18 protein-coding genes are annotated in these 17,550 nt (G+C 59.8%); 6 read left to right on the plus strand and 12 right to left on the minus strand.

The genetic code is table 11. From position 1 onward, the window contains the following. Positions 1–76: 76 nt before the first annotated feature. A complete protein-coding gene (locus tag CORAM0001_RS03225) occupies positions 77–319 on the minus strand; it encodes a glutaredoxin family protein (RefSeq protein ID WP_040360943.1) in 243 nt (80 codons plus the stop codon). Positions 320–484: 165 nt separating this feature from the next. Between CORAM0001_RS03225 and CORAM0001_RS03230 the strand changes: the two genes are divergently transcribed. Next, complete coding sequence (locus tag CORAM0001_RS03230; protein ID WP_005509982.1) at positions 485–1,609, plus strand: HAD family hydrolase; 1,125 nt, start codon at positions 485–487, stop codon at positions 1,607–1,609. A 138-nt stretch (positions 1,610–1,747) separates the two neighbouring features. On the opposite strand, the gene CORAM0001_RS11010 is transcribed toward CORAM0001_RS03230, so the two are convergent. The 5 genes from CORAM0001_RS11010 to CORAM0001_RS03250 form a co-directional block, all read right to left on the minus strand. Then, entirely contained in the window at positions 1,748–1,849 is a 102-nt protein-coding gene (locus tag CORAM0001_RS11010; protein WP_003855542.1) for a 30S ribosomal protein bS22, read from the minus strand. A 241-nt stretch (positions 1,850–2,090) separates the two neighbouring features. Next, positions 2,091–2,282, minus strand: a complete 192-nt coding sequence (locus CORAM0001_RS03235) for a helix-turn-helix domain-containing protein (protein ID WP_005509751.1) — start codon at positions 2,280–2,282, stop codon at positions 2,091–2,093. Between the two features lie 263 nt (positions 2,283–2,545). Further along, complete coding sequence (proC, locus tag CORAM0001_RS03240; RefSeq protein ID WP_005510070.1) at positions 2,546–3,355, minus strand: pyrroline-5-carboxylate reductase; 810 nt, start codon at positions 3,353–3,355, stop codon at positions 2,546–2,548. Between the two features lie 102 nt (positions 3,356–3,457). After that, positions 3,458–4,762: a hypothetical protein gene (locus CORAM0001_RS03245; protein ID WP_005509863.1), complete on the minus strand. Its 1,305-nt coding sequence runs from the start codon at positions 4,760–4,762 to the stop codon at positions 3,458–3,460. 1 nt (position 4,763) lies between these two features. After that, positions 4,764–5,702, minus strand: coding sequence for a Ppx/GppA family phosphatase (locus tag CORAM0001_RS03250; protein ID WP_005509944.1), 939 nt, complete (start codon positions 5,700–5,702; stop codon positions 4,764–4,766). Positions 5,703–5,736: 34 nt separating this feature from the next. Here CORAM0001_RS03250 and CORAM0001_RS03255 point away from each other — a divergent pair, with 34 nt between their 5' ends. Further along, entirely contained in the window at positions 5,737–6,669 is a 933-nt protein-coding gene (locus CORAM0001_RS03255) for a DUF3109 family protein (RefSeq protein ID WP_005509985.1), read from the plus strand. A 53-nt stretch (positions 6,670–6,722) separates the two neighbouring features. Here the strand turns inward: CORAM0001_RS03255 and CORAM0001_RS03260 are convergent, their stop codons facing one another. The 5 genes from CORAM0001_RS03260 to mshA form a co-directional block, all read right to left on the minus strand. Then, a complete protein-coding gene (locus CORAM0001_RS03260; RefSeq protein WP_005510057.1) occupies positions 6,723–7,418 on the minus strand; it encodes a response regulator transcription factor in 696 nt (231 codons plus the stop codon). Between the two features lie 3 nt (positions 7,419–7,421). Next, the gene (locus tag CORAM0001_RS03265) at positions 7,422–8,729 is read right to left on the minus strand and encodes a sensor histidine kinase (protein WP_005509793.1); all 1,308 of its coding nucleotides are present in this window, start codon (positions 8,727–8,729) and stop codon (positions 7,422–7,424) included. Between the two features lie 131 nt (positions 8,730–8,860). Further along, positions 8,861–9,607: a phosphoglyceromutase gene (locus CORAM0001_RS03270; RefSeq protein ID WP_005509906.1), complete on the minus strand. Its 747-nt coding sequence runs from the start codon at positions 9,605–9,607 to the stop codon at positions 8,861–8,863. 70 nt (positions 9,608–9,677) lie between these two features. Continuing rightward, positions 9,678–10,163, minus strand: a complete 486-nt coding sequence (locus tag CORAM0001_RS03275) for a type III secretion system chaperone family protein (RefSeq protein ID WP_005509939.1) — start codon at positions 10,161–10,163, stop codon at positions 9,678–9,680. Positions 10,164–10,222: 59 nt separating this feature from the next. After that, the gene (mshA, locus tag CORAM0001_RS03280) at positions 10,223–11,485 is read right to left on the minus strand and encodes a D-inositol-3-phosphate glycosyltransferase (protein ID WP_208854626.1); all 1,263 of its coding nucleotides are present in this window, start codon (positions 11,483–11,485) and stop codon (positions 10,223–10,225) included. Between the two features lie 259 nt (positions 11,486–11,744). Here mshA and CORAM0001_RS03285 point away from each other — a divergent pair, with 259 nt between their 5' ends. Further along, positions 11,745–13,580 (plus strand): long-chain-fatty-acid--CoA ligase, encoded by a 1,836-nt coding sequence (locus CORAM0001_RS03285; protein ID WP_005509991.1) that lies wholly within the window; start codon positions 11,745–11,747, stop codon positions 13,578–13,580. A gap of 333 nt (positions 13,581–13,913) precedes the next feature. Here the strand turns inward: CORAM0001_RS03285 and CORAM0001_RS03290 are convergent, their stop codons facing one another. Beyond that, complete coding sequence (locus tag CORAM0001_RS03290; RefSeq protein WP_040361023.1) at positions 13,914–15,089, minus strand: UDP-N-acetylmuramate dehydrogenase; 1,176 nt, start codon at positions 15,087–15,089, stop codon at positions 13,914–13,916. An 85-nt stretch (positions 15,090–15,174) separates the two neighbouring features. On the opposite strand from CORAM0001_RS03290, the gene CORAM0001_RS03295 reads away from it, so the two are divergent. The 3 genes from CORAM0001_RS03295 (at position 15,175) to purU (ending at position 17,468) form a co-directional block, all read left to right on the plus strand. Next, positions 15,175–15,672 (plus strand): DUF2505 domain-containing protein, encoded by a 498-nt coding sequence (locus CORAM0001_RS03295; protein WP_005509858.1) that lies wholly within the window; start codon positions 15,175–15,177, stop codon positions 15,670–15,672. A 102-nt stretch (positions 15,673–15,774) separates the two neighbouring features. After that, complete coding sequence (locus tag CORAM0001_RS03300; protein ID WP_005509956.1) at positions 15,775–16,545, plus strand: LmeA family phospholipid-binding protein; 771 nt, start codon at positions 15,775–15,777, stop codon at positions 16,543–16,545. A 17-nt stretch (positions 16,546–16,562) separates the two neighbouring features. Continuing rightward, on the plus strand, positions 16,563–17,468 hold the full coding sequence (gene purU, locus CORAM0001_RS03305) for a formyltetrahydrofolate deformylase (RefSeq protein ID WP_040360950.1): 906 nt from the start codon (positions 16,563–16,565) through the stop codon (positions 17,466–17,468). Positions 17,469–17,550 lie beyond the last annotated feature (82 nt).

The following is a 17,550-nucleotide window of genomic DNA, read 5'->3' on the forward strand; positions in this document are numbered from 1 at the left end:
CTGCTTCTTTGCCGCTACTCCACATTCTGCCATGTCTCCGCACCTCCTAGCAGTTCGGCAGGGTTGTCTCCCGAACTTATTCGGCCTCCGCTAACGCTTCCAGGAGCTCATCATCATCGATTTCCCAGCAAGCGATTTCCTCATCATTGACCAAAATCACCGGCACACGATCGCCAAATTCCATGGCCAAGTTCGGATCGGTATCGACATCTTCCACCTGGAACTGCGCATTTTGGTCCCGAACCAGCGGCTCAATCTGCGCAATCACTCGGGCGCACGAACCGCACGTCTTCCTACTCATCACCGTCACAGTCACCATAACGGCCAGTCTAAAGGTCGACTGTTTCGCTTTACGACGTCCCCCTCCCCACACTTCCTCTACAAAAGTGACTCTTTTTATCCTTGCCCCCATCCGCTCCGTGAATCTCAGCGCGCAGCTTTGCCTAAAGAGCGGATACTATTCAACAAGAGCTTCCGATAACGGATGTCGGTTGCATACACCGTGGAAAGAGATTTTCGTGCCGTGAGTGAGTTCAGTGCTGACAACCGCTCCCCCTTCCCCATCGACATGCTGGGCGACCTTGCGTCCTCGCAGAGTAACGTCCGTAACTTCCTCGAGCAGGTAGCTCTCGCTCCGCTCAATGATGAAGCACAGGAGGAAGCTGGTGCTGCAGCGGCGGCCAATGCACTGGAAGCTCTCGGCGAGGTCTACGACGTCGGCGGCGAAGAACTGGCTACGGGATTTCGCAGTGTTGCGGGTGCCGAAGATGCCGCTGGCGGTGCACGTGTGCTCTCGCAGCCCATTCCAGGTGTCGAACGCGATCAGGGCGCAGCCGCTTTCTTCGATGTGGACAACACGCTTGTCCAAGGCGCATCAATCTTCCTCTTTGCCATGGGGTTGGTCGAGCGCGGGTTCATCAAGAAGCGCGATTTGGCCGGCATGATTTGGAAGCAGCTGAAATTCCGAATCTCAGGCGCGGAAAACGCCGCCGACGTAGCTCAGGCCCGTGAACAGGCATTGGAGTTTTTCGCCGGCCACGATGTGGATGAAATGGTCAAACTCGGCGAAGAGATCTTTGAAGAAAAGATCAGTGACCGCGTTTACCAGGGCACCCGCGATCTGGCGGAACTGCACATCCAGGCTGGCCAAGAGGTCTGGCTGGTCACCGCTACCCCGGTGCAGCTGGCCCAGGTTATCGCTAAGCACATCGGGCTGACCGGCGCCCTTGGCACGGTCGCTGAGGTCAAAGATGGCAAGTTCACCGGCCGCCTGGTAGGCGATATTCTCCACGGCCCGGGTAAGAAGCACGCGGTGGCAGCTCTGGCGGCCTCCTCCGGGTTGGACATGTCTCGCTGCACGGCATACTCAGATTCCGCCAACGACATTCCCATGCTGTCCATGGTGGGCACCGCCGTGGCCATTAACCCGGACCGCAAATTGCGGAATTACGCCCAGAAGATGGGGTGGACTATCTACGACTATCGCCACTTCCGCTCCGCAACCTTCGCCACGATGCGGTGGCTCTCGATTGGAGCACTGCTGGCAGGAGCTGTCGGGGGCGCGGGACTCGTCGGCAAGCGACTGTGGGACGCGAATAAGGAAAGTTAGGCGCTGCTAGGCGTACTCAACAGCCCTTTCCCCCAACGACAAAACCCGCCTATCTCAACGAGACTGAGCGGGTTTTGCTTTAAAAACGTGTACGCGACGCAGCACGCGCGCTCCTGCGATAACGGCAGGAATGCTGGCTTACTTGCCGAGCTTACGACGCTGCACGCGGGTACGGCGAAGCATCTTGCGGTGCTTCTTCTTCGACATGCGCTTGCGACGCTTCTTAATGACGGAACCCATCGGCTCGACCTCGCTATTCGTTGACGGAAATTTCTTTTCTTGCACAATGGCGGCGTACTCAATGCGGCCTTACAACCGCCGAGATGTCACGCCCTTTTTCCTTCCGCCTTCACAGCTGGATACTTCATAACTTGAAGACGATAGGAAACAGGGGCGCAGCACAGCACCATGTACTAATCGGATTAATCATAGCGGGGACATATGCGTTCAGGTCAAACAGCCCCGCTTAAAGGCAGAAAAATTAACCCGCGTTGTAGAAGGAGGAGTCCAGGTATTCCTTGACTGCGGACTCATGGACACGGAAAGAACGACCAACGCGCACTGCCGGCAGCTCGCCAGCGTGAACCAGGCGGTAGACGGTCATCTTGGATACGCGCATGATGTCAGCAACTTCCGCAACGGTCAGAAAGGTGCCTTTATCTGCATTCTGCATTAGTAAATATTCCCTTCAGCGCACGCGACGCGCTGCAGGCTTCCCCTCCTGCAGAAAATCGTGACACGCACGTGCTTTTCATATCCTACCGGTAGGCAAGGTGCCGGTGCGATTTTTGATAAAAAATAGGGGCATTGGCGAATGGTGTGACAGTTGTGACTAACCCATCGTCCCTGCGTATCGGATTAGCTACTACCCCTGGCCATTTCCAATGCCCCAAATATTGGGGTTATTTGTACACCCGCTTCCACGCGGCGAAATACTTATTTACCCATCTCGTTGGCCTTGTCATAGCAAGCCTGCAGCGCACGATGCACCGCGCGGCGAATGCCTTCTTCCTCGAAAACTCGGGTGGCCGCAGCTGTTGTACCGCCCGGAGAGGTGACATCGGCACGCAGCGCAGTCGGGTCCGCGCCCTCCTGCATCATCATCTCGGCCGCACCAGCAGCTGTAGCCGACGCCAGGCGCTTAGCCTGATCACGCTTGAGGCCCAGATTCACACCCGCATCGGTCATCGCCTCGACGAACTGGAAGAAGTAAGCCGGACCAGAGCCCGAGACTGCAGTGACTGCAGACATCAGCGACTCATCGACAACCTCAACGCTGCCGACCTTCTCCAACAATTCGACAACCTCGCCGGTCTGACTCTCCGTGACAAAGCGGCCGGGCGCGACTGCACAGACACCCTTGCCCACCAGCATCGGAGTATTCGGCATAACGCGGATCACCGGAGTACCGACAGCACAGACGCTTTCCATCTTGTCCAGCGTGATGCCAGCCGCCATCGACACCACGATCGTGTCGACTTCAGAGTCATCGAGCACGTCGGCAATCTGCTCGAGCATGTCGATAATCAAGTACGGCTTTACGCACAAGAACACCACGTCAGCACCGTCGACAGCCCCTACTGGGTCGTCGGTATCGACAATGCCGTAGGTCTCCTTCAGACCGGCCAGGCTCTCCTTGGTGCGCCCCACCACATAAATCGAGGAGGGTGAGACACCACCGTCGATGAGACCACCGACGAGTGCGCTACCAATCTTTCCGCCACCAATTACAGCAATTCTTGTCATGGACGCTAAGTGTGCCAAAACTGGCCCACACATGCGAATGCAGGGACCGGAAAACTACGCTTCCGGCCCCTGCATCAGGTGATGATTACTCTGTTGACCCCACTACAACTGGAAGAGAATCCAGGGGCCAAATGTCAGCGCCAAACCGACAATTCCCGCGAGAATCGGTGTCAGTTTGTCCTTCTCACGGCGCAGGTAGTTTGCCATTCCCGCGAAGCCACCAGCGACCACGAGAGCCATGATGACAACCACAATCTTCGGCAGCGACGACCAGGCCATGGTGAAGCCCAGGAACACCAATGCACCAGCAATCAGACCCACGAAGACCTGGATTAGCAGCAACGGCACCGAGAGGGAATTGTCCTCGGCGTAGCCATCGCGCGCGACGGCCTTGCCCTTGGAGCTCTTGGGTTCCTCACGCTTAACGACGCCCCGGGGCTCCGACTGCTTCTCGTCAGATGCGGCCTGGGTCGGTGTGGTCTCGACCTGTGCAGCCTCAGCGGAGGCGTCCTCGGCCCGGTCGATATCGGCCTGTACGTCTTCTGCCTGGGCAACTTCAGGAGCGACAGCGGCTGCCACTGCCGCCTTGGAAGCAGCACCGGTATCGGCGTCAGCGTCGGCAGCCTCGAAAGTAGCGGTTTCCTGAGCAGCTTCAGCCTCAGCAAGCTGTTCACCGTCGACGTCATCCGATTCAGCGGATGCCTCAGACGCTTCGTCGACATTGTCCTGGACAACCGGAATGGAGGCAGTCGGACGGTCGTCGTAGGCGTTGGAACCGGTGAGAACTGCACGAGCGACTGGCCCCGGCTCTCCAATCTGCTGCGACTCGTCTGCCATGTCACGCAGTTCGGTGAAGGTATAGGTAATCTCCGAACGCTCGGAGTTGACCATGACCGGACGGGGTTCCATCGGAATTGCCAATGGCACCGCAGGGGCTGCTGGCTGCGCAGTTGGTGTGCTCTGCGCGGCTTGCTCCTGCTGCGGAGCTGCCGGTGCAACCGGAGCAGCCGGCTTTTCGGCAGCTTCAGCCTCGGCCTCAGCTTGAACCTCATGCTCCGAAGAATCCGCTCCTTCAGCAGCTACCACTGACTCAGCGACAGCCTCCGAGTGCTCCGGAGCTTCTACCTCCGGTTCGGTTGCCTGCGCTTCTTCGGCGGCGTTGGCCGCAGCTTCGTCGGCAAGCAGATCGCTCGTAGTCGTCTGATCGTCGTCTGCGTTGGAAAGAGCGTGAGCACCACGTCGCGGTTCGTCGGCCTTTACACGAGGGATTGAGCCGGTGAGTTCCTGAACGGACACACCGCCTTCTTCAAGGCTGCGTCGACGGCGGCGCCGCGGTGGTTCAGAGGAGGCTCCCTCTTTCTGCCGCCGCGCCAGCAGTTCGGCAACGGTGAGCTTTTCCTCGCTCATCTCAACCCTTTCCGTATAGGTCACTGTCCAGTCGTCGGAAGATGATGCCCTCGCGCAGAGCCCAAGGACAAATCTCGACCTTCTCTAATCCCAATGCTCGCATACTAGCCTCTGCAACGAGAGCACCTGCGACAATTTGGTGAGAACGATTCGCACTAACACCCTCAAGTTCAGCACGGTCAGCCGCCGTCATGCGGGAAATAAACGCAATCAACTGGCGCAAACCAGCGGCAGTAAGGGTGCGCTTAACCCGCGGACCAGCGGCGGAAGGCGCCGCACCGGTCAGGCGGGCGAGAGTGCGGAAAGTCTTCGAGGTGGCGACAGCCAAGTCCGGCTCACCAAGCGTACGCAGATGACGAGCTGGCTCAGCGAGCTCAGCATCAATGTAATCGCGCAGCAGGTCAATCTTCTTGCGCTCCGGCGGGTCCGTCTCGAACCACTCGTGGGTCAAACGCCCCGCACCGAGCAGCAGCGAGTACGCGGCCTCCGGATCCTCATCGGTACCCGACGTCAGCTCAAGAGAACCGCCACCGATATCCAGGTTGATTAGACGACCAGCAGACCAGCCGTACCAGCGCCGTACTGCCAAAAAGGTCAGCCGAGCCTCATCCTCACCGGAGAGAATCTGCAGCTTAATGCCAGTTTCGTTCTCAACGTGGGCGAGAACGTCGTCCGCATTCGTGGCATCACGAACAGCTGAAGTGGCGAAGCTAATCATCTCTTCGCACTTCATCTGCTCAACCAATTCCTTGGATTCAGCGACGTAGCCCGTCAGCTTGTCAATGCCCTTCTTGGACAGGTTGTTGTCCTTATCCAGGTACTCGACCAGCTTCATCGTCGACTTGGAATCGCTCATCGGAGTCGGATGTCCGCCCCGGCGGGCGTCCACCATCACCAAGTGGACGGTATTACTACCTACATCTAATACACCTAATCTCACTCTTAGTAGGTTAGACGGTCTACGGTGTATTGGTGTGAATCAACCCCACCCCCGCCCCGGTCGCGGACCGCAACCTTCTCCCGCTGAAGTCGCCTATGACTTTCCCCGCGAGTGGTTCGAGTTCGCCCACCCGGAGGACCCAGAACACATCATCACCTGCGACCTAACCTGGTTGATGAGCTCCTATCAATGCGCCTTCGGCACCTCCGCTTGCCAGGGCATCGACTCCGCGAACGCGGATGTCGGATGCTGCGGCCATGGCGCCTTTATCACCGACGAAGAAGACCGCGAGAGGGTTATTGACGTCGTAAAGCGAATGGAAGGCGACTCCGCAGAGCCCCAGTGGTGGCAGAACCGCCCCGAGCAAACGCTGAAGTGGCTTGAAACCTACGAAACCGACCCCTCCGAACCGTTGGAACCGTGGTTAGTGTGGGATGAGCTTGACGACGAAAACGGAGAGCCTGAGCCTGCTCTGAAAACGAAGGTCGTGAAGAATGCCTGCATTTTTGCCAACCGTGACGGGTGGCGGAATGGTGCGGGCTGTGCCATCCACCAGTGGGCGATGGCCAACGATATTGACCCCGTGAAGGTCAAGCCGGATGTGTGCTGGCAAGTGCCGCTGCGCCGACTGGAAGACTGGGAGGAACGCCCAGACGGCCAGGAGATTCTGCGCACGACCATTACTGAATACGATCGTCGCGCATGGGGCGATGGCGGCGAGGACTTTGAATGGTTCTGCACGGGCGCGCCGGCCACACATACCGGTGGCGAGCCGGTGTGGCGCACGCACAAGTCCGAGCTAATCGAGCTCATCGGCGAAGAGTGCTACGAAATTCTGGCGGAGCACTGCCGGGCCCGAGAGGCAGCGGGCGCGGCCCAGGCTTTCGGGCCGAGTGGCTACCCACTGCTGGCGATTCACCCGGCCACACGCGCAGCGGCCGAGGGGCTGGCACCGGACGAGGTTTAACGTCGAAGCTCCATCAGACCGCCGGCGGAGATTGTCGGCAGCAGTCTGCTGCGCTAGTCCTCGAACTTGTAACCCAAGCCGCGAACGGTGACCAGGAACTCCGGCGAGGAAGGATTGCGCTCGATCTTGGAGCGCAGGCGCTTGATGTGTACGTCCAGCGTCTTAGTGTCGCCGACGTAGTCGGAGCCCCAGACGCGGTCGATGAGCTGGCCACGAGTGAGCACACGGCCGCGGTTGCGCAGCAAGTACTCCAGCAGGTCGAATTCCTTGAGCGGCATTGCGACATCATCACCGTCAACGGTGACTACGTGGCGCTCGACATCCAGTACAACCGGGCCGCCGCGCAAGACCTCCTCGTAGAGATCCTCGACGTCGTCGGAGTCGTCGTGGCGACCGCGGCGCAGCACAGCTCGAATACGGGCAATAAGTTCCCGAGAGGAATACGGCTTGGTCACATAGTCATCCGCACCAATTTCAAGGCCGACGACCTTGTCAATCTCAGTGTCACGGGCGGTGACCATAATCACTGGGACAGAGGACTTTAAGCGGATGTTTTTGCAGACCTCGGTGCCGCTCATACCTGGCAGCATGAGGTCCAGCAGCACAATGTCCGGTTCTGCCTTGGAGAATTCTGCAAGTGCTTCCTGACCGTCAGCGGCCATCCGCACCTCGAATCCCTCGCGCTGCAGCAGAAACGCAAGCGGCTCCGCCAAAGCCGTCTCGTCTTCGACAATAAGTACCTCAGTCACGGATTACTTCATTCCTTCCTTGGAATCCTTGTTCTGGGAATCCTTATCCTTGCCACGGGTTTTGCCCGAACCTCGCTGCGCGTTTTTCTTAGCCTCAATTTTACCCGCTGGCGGGGTGTGGCCGATTGGCAAACGTGCAGATGCATCGCCATCATTCGACGCGGAACTGTTCTTTTCCATCAGCGGGAGCTCAATGGTAAAGGTCGATCCTGTGCCCAGCCGACTCCACAGCTTGACGGTTCCCTTGTGATTCGCTGCAACGTGCTTAACAATTGCCAAGCCCAGACCTGTACCGCCTGTCGCCCGCGAGCGTGCCTTATCCGCACGGAAGAAGCGTTCGAAGATGCGCTTCTGGTTCGCCTGGGAAATGCCGATACCGCGGTCAGTGACGCGGATAGCGACGGTGTCGTTATCCTCCTTGACCGCAGTCACGGATACAGGCGTAGCCTCTGGCGAGTAGTTGATGGCGTTTGAAATCAGGTTGGACACCGCTGTGATCAGCAGGCTGCGTTCACCTTCAACGACCAAATCCGGCTCACAGTCAACGGTGATTTCAATACCCGCCTGCTCCGAGAGCATCTGATTACGACGCACAGCTCCCTGGACGATCTCTTCAACCTTCACGGGAGACATGTCCGGCAGTGGCTCCGCCCCCTGCAGCTTCGACAGCGAGATGAGCTCCGTAATCATTGTCGACATTCGCTTGGACTCCTGCGTCAGACTCTCACTAAAGTGACGCACGGCGACCGGGTCGTCGGTAGCTTCATTCAGCGCCTCGACCAAGAGGCTGATGGCACCTACCGGGGTCTTGAGCTCGTGGGAAACGTTAGCCACAAAGTCACGTCGCGCGGCCTCCATACGGGCCTGTTCGGAGACATCCGCCGCATAAATCACCACAAAACGGTCGTCCACCAGTGACAACGGAGTTAGCTGACAGCGGACAATCGTGTCCGGCGCCCCCGCCCGGCGCGACGGCAGCACCAGCGTTAGCTCCTGGTCCTCCTGCGAGTCAAAGACCTTGACCGCGGCTTCCCAGCCCACGTCATTCAGGCGGCGCTCATACACCAGCCCCAGCTTGTGCGCCATGGAGTTCGACAAAATCAAATCACGTGAGATGTCAACGACCACCACACCCGTCGGAGACTTCTGAATGGCCAGGTGCATGACCTGCGCCATAGTGGTTATTGAACTTTCCTCGTCGCTCTTCTGACGCCGAGCGGCGTTATAGGCACCCGAGACAACTCCACCAAGAATCAGCACAGCTGCCATAACCGCAGCACCTAATAGAGCGGCGATAATGATTTTTGACACGGGTCTTACCCTAAGCTCTTTTCACAGTCCGCGCGCGCTGAAAAATCATTGCGCTAGCTAGCTCTAAATAGACCAAGGAGCACAGCCCCACTTGGCTGCGCCCCTTATCGGCCTATCAAACACCTACATATTTACTTGTTGCCCTGAGCAGCAACAGCAGCAGCACCTGCAGCTGCAGCTTCCGGATCCAGGTAGGTGCCACCCGGGTTCAAAACCTTGCCCTCAGCATCAAAATCGTAAACCAGCGGGATACCGGTCGGGATGTTCAGAGCGGCAATGTCCTCGTCCGAGATGTTGTCCAGGTGCTTGACCAGTGCACGCAGGGAGTTACCGTGGGCTGCCACCATGACAGTCTCACCGGCCTTCAGACGCGGCAGGATTTCCTCTTCAAAGTAAGGAATGAAACGCTTGACGACGTCCAAGAGGCACTCCGTGCGCGGAACCTCATCCAGGTTGGCGTAACGCGGGTCATTAGCCTGTGAGAACTCGCTGTCATCCGAGAGCTCCGGCGGCGGAGTGTCGTAGGAACGACGCCAGGACATGAACTGGTCCTCACCGTACTTCTCCTTGGTCTCTGCCTTGTTCAGACCCTGCAGAGCACCGTAGTGGCGCTCGTTCAGACGCCAGTCACGGATAACCGGAATCCACAACAGGTCAGCGGTATCCAGGGCAATGTGTGCGGTGTTAATTGCGCGACGCAGCAGCGACGTGTAGAGAACCTGCGGCTTCAGGCCTGCCTCTACGAGCAGCTCACCGGCACGTACTGCCTCAGCGCGGCCCTTGTCGGTCAGTGCAACGTCGACCCAGCCCGTGAACTGGTTGGATGCGTTCCACTCACTCTGGCCATGACGGACAAGAATCAGTTTTCCATTGCTCATACCCCCAATTGTGCCCCAAAACTGGAAAGCCCGCCGTTCGTTGCCCCGCTATGTGGGTTGCTACCCCCGGCTACTCAACCATGTGGCGGAACTGCTCCAGATTGGCCAGGTTTTCCCCACGGTCAACCCGCCACTCCCACTCGCGCTTAATTGCCGATGCAAAGCCGCGTTCGAGGATCTGGTTGAAGTCCCCATCGGCCGTCTCCAGCAGCTGACCGAGGAGGCGGTCGAGATCATCGTCGGAAAGCTGAGCCGGCAGTTGACCGACCAGGTAGATGTCGCCGGCGGCATCGATGGTGTAACCGATGCCGAACAGGCGGCGGTTGCGCTGCAGCAACCACTTGTAGACGGCCTCGTGGTTTTCTTCGACCGCGCGACAGACGAAGGCTTCGACGCGAAGGGAGTCGGGTGCCGGGATGAGACCGACGACAGTCTTGAGCTTCTTTTTACCAGGCAGGACCACCACGGCGGCATTGTCTGCAATACCATGCTCGACACCGAGGCGTTCCAGCTGCTCACCTAGGGCTTTCAGCTGTACTTGGATGTCCGTGCTCATCGTGAATCATCTCCCTGCTTTTGTGGCTACGGCCCTGGCGATACTGAAGCTAACGAAACCTACCGGGAGCCGCCCGCATCCCGGATAGAGCCGGGACAGTTTTCCTTTTGGAGTTCGGTTCGATGATAGACATCAGCCAACCGGTCCACGGTCTTTTGCCAGGAAAACTCCAAGGAGTGCTCGCGCGCTTGGGTGGCCAATTTAATGCGCAGCTCGTCGTCCTCCACCAGGCGACCGAGGGCATCGGCCCAGGCTGCGGGCTCGTGACCGTCGACAAGCAAACCGCTGCCCCCATCGTCGACAGCGATGGAGAGCCCGCCAACATTCGCCGCGACAACGGGAGTGCCGGTGGCCTGAGCCTCCATTGCCACCAACCCGAAGGTTTCATTGTAACTGGGCACGGCGACAATATCTGCGGCCTGGTAAAGCTTCGCCAGGTCCTGCGGCGGACGTGGGGGCATGAAACGGACCAGGTGATCGATCCCCTCTTCCGCGGCGAGGTTGGTGAATTCGTCGGGCGCGTGCAGCCCAGAACCGGACAGTCCACCGCAGATGATCACTCGGACATTAGTGGCGGGATGGCGACGCATGAGCTCGCCAACACCGCGCAGCAATACCTGCGGGCCCTTCAGCCGCTGCAGCCTACCGACGAACAAAATGACCTTAGTGTGCAACGGGATGCCCAACTCACGACGGGACCGTTCAGTGGCACGATCACTGCCCGGCGAAAAGAGCTCCACGTCCACCCCGGGCGGCACGACATTGATGCGCCACGGGTCGGCATCGTGAAGATCCGCGAGCTGCTTAGCCTCGGCATCGGTGTTGACGATGAGCCGGCACGCATTGTCCACAATCTGCTGCTCACAGATACGACGCGACTCAGGCTCCGGCGTATCCCCCTCCGCCAGATGGAGATTCTTCACTGCCGCCAGCGTGTGCGCCGTGTGCACAAACGGAATGTCAAGCAAATCCGACAGCAGCCACCCCACCTGGCCAGAGAGCCAGTAGTGCGAATGAATCAGGTCGTATTCAATCCCCTGTTTGCGGGAGAATTCAATGACCCCACCGGCAAAGGCCGGCATCTGCGTAGCCAGGTCTGACTTCTCCAGCCCCTCATATGGACCAGCCACGATGTTGATGACACGGAAGTTCTCGCTGACCTGAATCACCGGCCCATCGCTGGAACGCGTGGCGCGAGTGAAAACATCCACCTTCACACCGCGTCGCGCCAGCTCCTCGCAGGTGCGCAGCACGTAGACATTCATGCCACCAGCGTCACCGATTCCCGGTTGCTCCAGCGGAGAGGTATGCATGGAGATCATCGCGATGCGGTTCGGCCACGCCGGGGTGTTAGAGGTGGCTGCGTCTGCGCCTGCCGTTGCCGCCGGAAATGTTTCGCTCATACTGCCCAGAGTGCCTATGCCAGGGGCAACCCTGCAAATGAGTACCTCAAATACGTGTATCGGAATTCCGGCACCGCACTGCGACGTACGGCACAATAGAGGTCGATACCTACTACGTCGTAGGTTATTATCACCTCACGACATAGTCAGGCGATCAACAAAAACCTAGGAGGACCCCATGACCGATACATCCAGCTCACGCGCTGAAAATGACTCCACCCCAGCCCACGGTTCCACACCCAACGCTGCGGTTTCCAAGGCCTGGCTGAACCTGTATCCGGAGTGGACTCCACCCCACATCGACTACAACTTCGACACCCTCCTAGACGTCTACCGCCACACTCTGAGCAACCACCCACGCCGCAAGGCACTGACCTTCTTCGGCCGCTCCACCTCCTATGCTGAGCTGGATGCCAAGGTCCGCAGCGTTGCCGCCGGCCTGCGCGCCCTCGGCGTGCGCAAGGGCGATTGCGTGGCACTGCTCATGCCGAACTGCCCGCAGCATGTCATCGCCTACTGGGCAGTTCTGCATCTCGGGGCTGTTGCCGTAGAGCACAACCCCCTCTACACCGCCCACGAACTGCGCCACCCGTTCAACGACCACGGCGCCCGCTTTGCCATCTGCTGGGACAAGATTGTCCCCGTACTTGAAGACCTTCGCAACAACACCCCGCTCGAGACCATCATCGCGGTCAACATGCTGCAGGACCTGCCGTTTGTCATGCGCACCGCCCTGTCGATCCCGCTGCCGAAACTCCGCGCCGCCCGCGCTAAGCTGCACTCCTCCGCACCGCAGGTCATGGGTTTTGACGCTTTGCTTCACGACGCCGTCGGCGGAGACGGCCACGACCTCCAGGCCGATGAATCCATCACTGCCGATGACACCGCAGTGATGATGTACACCTCTGGCACCACGGGCTCACCAAAGGGCGCGCAGCTGAGCCACCGCGGGCTGGTCGCCAACATTCTGCAGGGTAAGGCCTGGGTGCCAGGCCTTGGCAAGGAGCGGGAAATCTCCCTCGGCGTTCTGCCGATGTTCCATGCCTACGGCCTGACCATTGTCACCAACTTGTCCATGCTGATTGGCGCTGAACTGGTGCTGGTGCCGGCACCGGAGATTCCGCTGATTATGAAGGTGATGAAGAACAACCGCCCGACATGGGTGCCTGGTGTGCCGACTCTCTACGAGAAGATTGTCGAAGCCGCCGAGCGGGATAATGTCGACCTCTCTGGCGTGAAGTTCGCCTTCTGTGGCGCCGCTACCCTGCCGGTTTCCCTCGTGCAGAAGTGGGAGAAACTCACAGGCGGGCGCCTTGTCGAGGGCTACGGCCTCACCGAAACCTCGCCGATTATCGTCGGCAACCCAATGGACGGCAACCGCCGCCCGGGCTACGTTGGCCTGCCATTCCCTGACACCGAGGTCGCCATCGTTGACCCCGAAGATTCCACCAAACTCCGCGCTGACGGCGAGGAGGGCGAGGTTATCGTCCGAGGCCCACAGGTTTTCGCCGGCTATCTCAACCTCCCGGAGGCAACGGAGAAGTCCTTCACCGATGGGCCTGCTGAGCTTCCCGCTGGCGATCGTTGGTACCGCACCGGCGATGTCGGAGTCATGGAGTCGGACGGCTTCATCAAGCTGGTTGCCCGCATCAAGGAGGTCATCATCACCGGTGGCTTCAATGTCTACCCGGCCGAGGTCGAGGAAGTACTGCTCTCCCACCCGGACATCACCGATGCCACGGTCGTCGGCCTGCCAAAGAGCGACGGTTCCGAGATGGTCGTGGCCGCCATCACCCTTGCTGACTACGCCCGACTGGATTCCGACGCCTACCGCGACCACTGCTACGACAACCTGACCCGGTACAAGGTGCCGCGCGCATTCTTCCACCTGGAGGAACTACCTCGCGACCAGATGGGCAAGGTCCGCCGCCGCGATGTCCGCGACGTGCTGCTCACGCAGCTGGAACAGAAGGGCCAGAGCGTCGATTCGCTTTCCCGCCGCAAGCACCATTAGTTCACGGTGGTTTTGTAGTTGGGATAGGGGCCTGGGTAGAGCTGGCTCCTATCCCCTTAAGGCGAATCCCCGGCTCCCCCCCCAAAAAAACTTAGTGACTAGGTTTCCCCCAAACTTAGTGACTAGGTTTAAGGCAAAAAACTGCGGGTGAATACTATTCACGCGACATAGACCTAGTCACTTTCTCTATCCTCGCCCTTGAGAGAAGGCCCGGGAGCACAAGCTGAGGACTACCCAGCGGTTCTGTCAGCTCCAGCGACCCCGCCAGCCCCATCAGTCACGCCAGCCTCTCCATCCCCGCCCCCCACTGGCCATCAGCCACCCGCCGCGGGCCTAATCGATGCTCACGCCGACCCACACCGGCTCGGGCACCAGGGTCACGCCGAAGGCCTTTTCCACACCAGCGCGCACATCACGCGCCAAAGCCACCAAGTCGGCGGCGGTCGTAGGCGTACCATCGCCGGACTCCCCGCGGTTGGTCAGGGCAAGAGTGTGCTTAGTCGACAGTCGCGCGGGCGCACCGTCCCCGGGGTAGCCCTTGGGGAACCCGGCGCGCTCGATAAGCCACGCCGCCGAGAGCTTCACGGCCCCCTCGTGGCCGGGACCAGCGGGGAATGCGGGCATATTCGCGGCCTCATCAGCCCCACGCAGCGAGGCAACCTTTGCGCGCACGGTCTCCACCGAGTTCTCCGGAATGATCGGGTTGGTAAAGAAAGAACCCGCCGACCAGGTATCGCGGTCAGCATCTTCGAGCACCATACCCTTGCCCCGCCGCAGCTCAAGCACCTTTTCGCGCACCAGCTCAGCCGGCCTGCGAATCTCGCCCGCCGCAGCCTCGGCCTCATCAACGCCCAGGCGCCGCGCCAGTTCGCCATAGCGAAGTGGCGCGGACGTCCCATCCACACTGAGCTCGAACCGCACGGCCAGCACCACTGCCCGTGCAGTGAACTTCAGGTTCGAGTAGCGGTAGGAAAGGTCGAGAGACTCCGGTTCCACCCACTCGACCGAGCCGGTTGCGCGATCGTAAAGCTGCACCGCGTCCAGGACCTGCGACACCTCAGCGCCATAGGCGCCAACGTTTTGCACCGGTGTGGCTCCGGCCGATCCCGGAATACCCGACAGGCATTCCAGGCCACCAAAACCTGCGTCGACACTCATCTCCACGACCTCATCCCAGACCGCACCGGCCTCGGCCTCCACGATTGCCGACACGGACTCCAGCCCGTGTCCGCGAGTGCTCATGGTTACGTTGTCAGCCTCGATCACCACAGCTACCAGCGGCTCGAGTTCATCGGCCACCACCAGGTTGGATCCGCCTCCCACGATGAGGAGGGGCACGTTAGCGTCGTCAAGCGTGCGTACAACATCGACCACAGCGTCCGTCGTGCTACACCGGACGACGGCACGCGGCACCCCGCCGAGGCGGAGCGTCGTCAAATCCGAGAAAGCGGTACGCGTGCTGAGCTCCACCCCCTCTAGCCCCGCAAGCCCATCGATGGCTTCTTCCATGTCGGAGGTCAGGTGAATTGGGTTCGGCGATTGGTCGAGATTTTCCACGCCCCTAGCGTAGTGCAATTTACGTATCATCAAGCGCATGACTACGACTAACACGCACACCGTCAACTTTGACCAGCCAATTGAGAAGGTTTACGAGGCCCTCACCGACGCCGGTTTCTGGGAGAAGGTCGCAAACCGTTTCTCGGCAGCTGACGGCAAGGTGGAAAAGTTCGACACCACCGACGCTGGCACCACTGTCGTGATTCGCCAGACCGTCTCTGCTGACAAGATTCCGGCGCAGGCGCAGAAGTTCGTTAAGTCCGGGGTCGGAATGACGCGCACGTTCGTCATTAGCCCGCTTAACGACGACGGCGCGACCTCCACCGTGACCACAGAAGCTTCGGGCGTACCGGCGTCCTTCAGTGCGTCCCAGAAGCTCACCGCCCAGGGTGAAGGTTCAGTGCTGACCACCAACTCCGAGTTCGCCATCAACGTGCCGCTGCTCGGTGGCAAGCTCGAGGAGAAGGCAGCTCCGTACCTGGAGCGCGTCCTCAACGCTGAGACCGCTGTGCTGGCGGACTACGTCGCTAAGTAGGTTTGCGCAGCCGCGGCACTCCCGGGGCGACACCGAGGGGACGGATACCGGGGCGAAGAAAGGTGGTAGCGACGGAGCCGTCGTTAAGCAAGACTGGGAACCATGAGTTCTGCTAAACGCTCGTCGAGCGTCAAAGTCCTGCCCACCGTCCTCGGTGTCATCATCGTGGTGGCACTCATTGCGATCGCCGGCGAAATCGGCGTCCGGATGTTCGTGAGCAAGGAGATTTCCGACGGCTACCGCACCTCCGCCGAAGAGCGTGGTGCGACGGTCACCGAAGACCCCAAGGTTTCTTTCGGCACCCGCCCGATGCTGCTCGCCTTGGCCACGAAGTCCGTGCCCTCGATGGACCTGTCCACTCCGAACACACTGGAGGTCAAGAACCCGGAGGCGCTGGGTGGCGCACCGGAGATCAACGGTGACCCGGCAGCAGAAGTGCACCTGGAAAACGTGGATCTGAGCAATCGTGCGGATCCGACCGCAGAGTCGCTGCGAGTGGATGTCACGATCCCACCTCAGCTGCTGCAGGCGCTGATTAACCGGGAAACCGGTGTTCGCGCTTCCACGATCACGCCGCTGCCGGACGAAGGCCTGTTTAACATTGAATTCGCCTCCGGATTTGCGACCTCCAAGTTCTGCCCGATTGCCAACGGCGGTCATATCGAAATCAACCTGGAGGGCGGCTCAATCCTCGGCTTAAACCTCGATAGCCTGGCCGGCTGGCTGGGAGAAGCGAGCGGTACGCTGTTGAGCTACGACATCGGCCACGGCATGCAGGTGGAGGAAGCGCACGTCACCGGGGAGGGCCTGGCGTTGACGCTGACGGGCGCAAATCTGCCTTTGTCGACCGTGAGCGAACTTACCTTTAGCTAGCAGGTAAGATACCGAGAATGACTCGCTCTCTCATCACCGCAAATAGCGGTACTCCCACCGAGCGCCAGTACATCTTCTCGCTCGGCTGTCCAGACCGTACCGGTATCGTTTCCACCCTATCGACCTTCCTGTCCGACATTGGTGCGTGGATTACCGAGGCGGACTTTTTCTCCGACCCGGAGACTGGATGGTTTTTCACTCGCCAGGCTGTCCGCGCCGACGCGCTCGACCTGACTGTAGAAGAGCTGCGCGAGAAGTTCGCTGAGCTCGTCGGTGATTGGGGCCCTGAGGTCCGCTGGAAGGTCACCGACAACGCTGTCCCGAAGCGCGCTGTCATCCTGGTGACCAAAGAAGGCCACTGCCTGCAGGATCTGCTCGGCCGCGTCGCGCAGTCCGACTACCCGATGGAAATCGCTGCAGTAATTGGTAACCACCGCGATCTGGAGCCGCTGGTCGCCGCGTATGACATTCCTTTCCACCACGTGCCTTTCCCCAAGGATGCCGTCGGCAAGCGTAAGGCATTCGATGAGGTCGACGAGATTGTCGACGCCGAAAACCCAGATGCCATCGTACTCGCACGTTTCATGCAGATCCTGCCGCCGGATCTATGCGAGAAGTGGGAAGGCCGCGCGATCAATATCCACCACAGCTTCCTGCCGTCGTTCATGGGCGCGCGCCCGTACCTGCAGGCTTATCGACGTGGTGTGAAGCTCATCGGTGCCACCTGCCACTACGCCACTGAGGACCTCGACGACGGCCCGATTATTGAGCAGGACGTCATGCGTGTCTCCCACAAGTACACCGCTGCGGACATGCAGCGTGAGGGTCGCGATGCGGAGAAGCAGGTCCTCGCCCGCGGTTTGCGCTGGCATCTAGAGGACCGTGTGCAGGTCTACGGCAACCGCACCGTGGTATTCCAGTAGATTACCGTGGTGTTCCAGTAGGTTTTCGGGGAGCCAGACCTATCCGACAAGGCTGGTCGAGCCTACGCCACAAAGAAAGTGT

The sequence above is a fragment of the Corynebacterium amycolatum SK46 genome, from assembly GCF_000173655.1.
Lineage (GTDB): Bacteria > Actinomycetota > Actinomycetes > Mycobacteriales > Mycobacteriaceae > Corynebacterium > Corynebacterium amycolatum_A.